The sequence below is a fragment of the Laedolimicola ammoniilytica genome, assembly GCF_025567165.1.
Lineage (GTDB): Bacteria > Bacillota > Clostridia > Lachnospirales > Lachnospiraceae > Laedolimicola > Laedolimicola ammoniilytica.
On record NZ_JAOQKC010000045.1, the window covers coordinates 1 to 4,123 of the forward strand.

Sequence of the window (4,123 nt, forward strand, 5' to 3'; positions counted from 1 at the left end):
CATAGGGGACTTCTTCTGAGGTGGTCTCGCCGGTCTCCGGGTCGGTGGAGGTCTCCGTGCGGTAGCGAATCTCCACTTCCTCGGTAAGCGTCAGCTGATACTGTGCTGCAAACACACGCGCCAGCTCTGCCTGAGCGCTCTGCTGGGTGTAACCTTGCAAGACGGCAGACAGAAATGCTGCCAGCTCATGAGGGTCATGGCCGATCATACCAAGGTCATAGCGATACTCGTCATACCCTGGGTGGCTGCTTTCAATGTTGTCGATTTCCTCCTGCAACTGGACTTCTCTGGCTGCATAATCTGCCTCCACTGCCAGCATTTCCGGGTCATCCGACGGATAAGTAGTGCCGGAGAGAACGGAACCGATGCTCTGCGCCATCATGGAGCAGGAGGACATGGTATTCATCAGCATACAGGTAATGAGGAATAAAACCCCTGCCATCAGGAAACCCTTCTTGTGGCGCATGACGAACGCCCCTGCCTGCTGTGCCTTTTCTTTTACCGTCCTTGCGGCTTTTCCGGTTTTGGATGCAGCCTGGGCGGTATTTCCGGCAGTCTGACCGGCGTGTTTGGCGGCGGCATACTGCCTTTTGATGGCCTGCTTTTGCTGCCAGCGGGAAAGCGGATTGCTGGCAAACTGGGGATTTTCCTGCAAAGATTTCTGGTACAGAACATTTACATTTGCCTTTTCCAGTTGGCGCTCTGCCTGTGCTGCTTTGCGGTACGGCTTCAGCTTGTGGCTGCGATAGCCCTCCCGCACCAGATAAGCGCCGGTCTCCACCGCCTCCTCGGACTTGTGGGCGCTTTCCACACCCACATTGTCCTGCTCTGTTTCCCGGATCTCTTTGTGGAGCTTGCCCGCAACCAGATGGACGGGAGCTTGCCTGACTCCTTGAGAAACTTTGGAAGGTGGCTTTTTCTTGTCCTCAAAGGTCAGCTTCGAGGTCTTTTTCCCGGTATCTGGGCCAATGACCGTCTGCCTGACCTTTTTCTTTGGGATATTGGCCTGCGCCTTATCTGCTCTGGCCGCAGCTTTCTCCGCTTTACAGATCGGCTTTTCCAGTGCAGGGTCAGACCGTTCCTCATCAGTAAAGCGCAGACGCGGTTCCTTATTCAAACCATTCTCCCAGCATGAGGGAGGACATCATGTAGTGCAGCTCTGCATAAATGGCCATTCCCACCGGATCGTTGAACATACAGCCGGACAGGTAGGCATAAAACTGTGCCACCACATCGGACAGGATCTTCGCTTCGGTTCCTTCCAGAACCAGACCACCCATACCTTCCTTGGCACGGATGGTGCTCCAGACCTCTGCCAGACGGAGTAGCCCCACCTGACCGGTCTCATTCAGTTCGGCTGCCTGATCTGCCGCCGTGCGGCACTCACTTACCGCATCGGCCATGACTGTAAGCAGCTGGCTGCGCTGGGCATTTACCGCCCTGTCAAAAAACATCAGCGGATTTTTATTCAAAATGTTGGGGTTCATCATCATTCATCCTCCTTCTTTTTCAGTTCCTGGGGTTTGGTAGTCATAATGCGGTAAAGTTCGGTGTTCTTCGGGAAGTGATCCACAAACGGCAGGATCGTGGAACCATAGAACAGCAGGCCCTCGCCCTCACCGGAGTGGGTCACATAGCTAAGCTGGTGCGTGGAAATCCCCAGTTGCTTCGCCAAAATCTGGCGGTCTCCGCCTGCCTGGTTAAGCATATACACGAAGTCCGAGTTTTCAAAGATGTTCTCTACCTCGCGGCTGCTCAAAAGGTCTTTGACATTCTGGGTGATACCTGTCGGAATACCGCCCCATTTTCTGAATCGCTTCCAGATTTCCACCGTATAGGCGGCGGTCTGCTCCTCCTTCAAAAGCAGGTGCATCTCGTCGATGTAGTAACGGGTGGACTTGTGGGCGGCACGGTTGATGGTAACGCGGTTCCACACCTGATCCTGTACCACCAGCATACCGATTTTTTTAAGCTGCTTGCCCAGTTCCTTGATGTCGTAGCAGACAATCCGGTTATCAATGTCCACATTGCTCTGATGATTAAACACATTCAACGAACCCGTTACATAGATTTCCAATGCCGTTGCAATGTACTGAGCTTCTTTTTCTTCCTGCTCCCGCAACAGGTTATAAAGGTCCTCCAAAATCGGCATATTCTCTGGCTTTGGGTCATTGAGATATTCGTTGTAAACCAGCCGTACACAACGGTCAATAATGGTTTTCTGCACCGGCTGCAAGCCCTCCTTACCGCCCACGATCAGCTCACACAAGCTGAGGATAAAGTCAGACTTGAGTGACAGCGGGCTTTCATCATCCGAATAGTCCAGATTCAGATCCATCGGATTGATATAGTTGGTTGAAGTAGGTGAGATCTTGATGACCTGCCCATGCAGACGCTCAACAAGAGGTGCGTACTCCGCTTCCGGGTCACAGATAATGACATCATCGCTGGTAAGCAAAAAGCAGTTGGCAATTTCTCGTTTTGCGCTGAAGGACTTACCGGAACCCGGCGTACCCAGAATCAGGCCGTTGGGGTTTTTCAGCAGCTTTCTGTCCACCATGATGAGGTTGTTGGACAGAGCATTGATGCCGTAGTACAGAGCTTCTTTCCCGTTCTGGAACAGTTCCTGCGTAGTAAAGGGCACAAAGATAGCTGTGGAACTGGTGGTCAGTCCTCGCTGAATCTCAATCTGATTGAGACCCAGAGGCAAACAGCTCATCAGCCCTTCTTCCTGCTGGAAGTCCAGCCTGGTCAGCTGACAGTTATACTTCTGGGCAATAGAGCCTGCCTGAAAGATGTTGTTGCCAAGCTGACGGGGATTGTCCGCTGTGTTCAGCACCAGAAAGGTCAAAAGGAACATTCTCTCGTTGCGGCTCTGCAAATCCTGCAAGAGTTTTTTCGCTTCACTGCCGTAGGTAGCAAGGTCAGATGGAATGATGTCCATGTCGTATCCGGCACGGACTGCTTTTTTCTGTTCCTCGATCTTGCTACGGTCCAGGTCGGTAATCTTCCGCTTTACCGTTTTGATGGCTTTCACCTGATCCACCGACTGAATGTGCATACTCACAATAAGCGAGCTTTCCATATCCAGAAAATCAGCCAGCAAACGGTCATTCAGCTCCGGTGCGAGAATCTGCAAAAAAGAAACAGTCCCGTATTTCTTACCCATACGGAACTGCTTGCCGGTGCGGAACTCAAAGGAGCTTGGTGCAATAAAATCCTTTGTGGACAGACCGGAAGGAGCCAGCCAGTCCCATTCAAACTGAAACGGGAGTTGTTCATCCATGTGGAATACCGCATGAAGCTGAAAAAGCCTTTCTTTACCGTCCAGCGTTCTGGCAGCTACACCAAGACGCTTGAAGTTATTAAGTATATCGGTCTCAATACGCTCCAGACGGGGCTTGGCGACTTTGATGCTGTCCGCGTCGATACCAAAGGTCAGGTATTTGGTCTTGATGAGACCGTTGTTACCTCTGGCCAGCTGATTTTGCAGCATTGTGGTATATTCTTCGCGGATACTGTCAAAGGCGTCCCTCTGGGGCGGGATGGAAATGGAGTTAGCAAAGGTCTCCTCCGATGCCGCAAGGTTCAAAAAAGACAGCTGGAAATGAATCGAGCTGTCAAAATAATTGAGGAAATCACACCACCCCTCAAAGATTGCCGTCTTATCTTCGTTTTGGGAGAGCTGATAGTTGATGTCCTGAAACTGGATGGTCTTTGTGTAGTGGCTGTCCGATACGCGGCAGATTCCGTCCGGCCACATCCGTTCATAAGGGATACTGTCCTGCGCAGATTTTCCTTTTTTGTCCGTGCGGTTAGCGCGGGCAATAGCCGCTTCGATCTGCTTCTTATCGGCGCGGGACAGCTTTTTCTTTGTCTTTACCGGCTGCACAGTTTTTTCCTCGGTTTTTCCGAACATCCGATGCAGCCATTTTTTTATTGCGGTGAACAATGTCATACACCTCCTTATCGAGCATTTCCTGCCGCTTTAATACGGCATAAAAGTTATTGGTCTGGTAGGGTCGCTGCTTTGGACGGATTACAGCTACTTTGAGAATGTTGCCCACGATCTTTTCCAGGGGCTGTCCATGCTTTTCGTACATAGCCAGCATAAAGAAGGGCA

General features: G+C 51.3%; 4 protein-coding genes. All 4 read right to left on the reverse strand.

Annotation, left to right across the window (positions count from 1 at the left end):
* A partial coding sequence (locus tag OCV63_RS17115; protein WP_416862066.1) for a CD1108 family mobile element protein occupies nt 1-1,117 on the reverse strand: 1,117 nt, incomplete at its 3' end.
* Nucleotides 1,110-1,490: a DUF3851 domain-containing protein gene (locus tag OCV63_RS17120; RefSeq protein WP_014078550.1), complete on the reverse strand. Its 381-nt coding sequence runs from the start codon at nt 1,488-1,490 to the stop codon at nt 1,110-1,112. The genes OCV63_RS17115 and OCV63_RS17120, both read right to left, overlap by 8 nt.
* Nucleotides 1,490-3,892 (reverse strand): VirB4-like conjugal transfer ATPase, CD1110 family, encoded by a 2,403-nt coding sequence (locus OCV63_RS17125; RefSeq protein WP_055200180.1) that lies wholly within the window; start codon nt 3,890-3,892, stop codon nt 1,490-1,492. Before OCV63_RS17125 ends, OCV63_RS17120 begins: the two co-directional genes overlap by 1 nt.
* Nucleotides 3,849-4,123: PrgI family protein (locus OCV63_RS17130; protein WP_158365422.1), on the reverse strand; the 275-nt coding region annotated here is incomplete at its 5' end. The genes OCV63_RS17125 and OCV63_RS17130, both read right to left, overlap by 44 nt.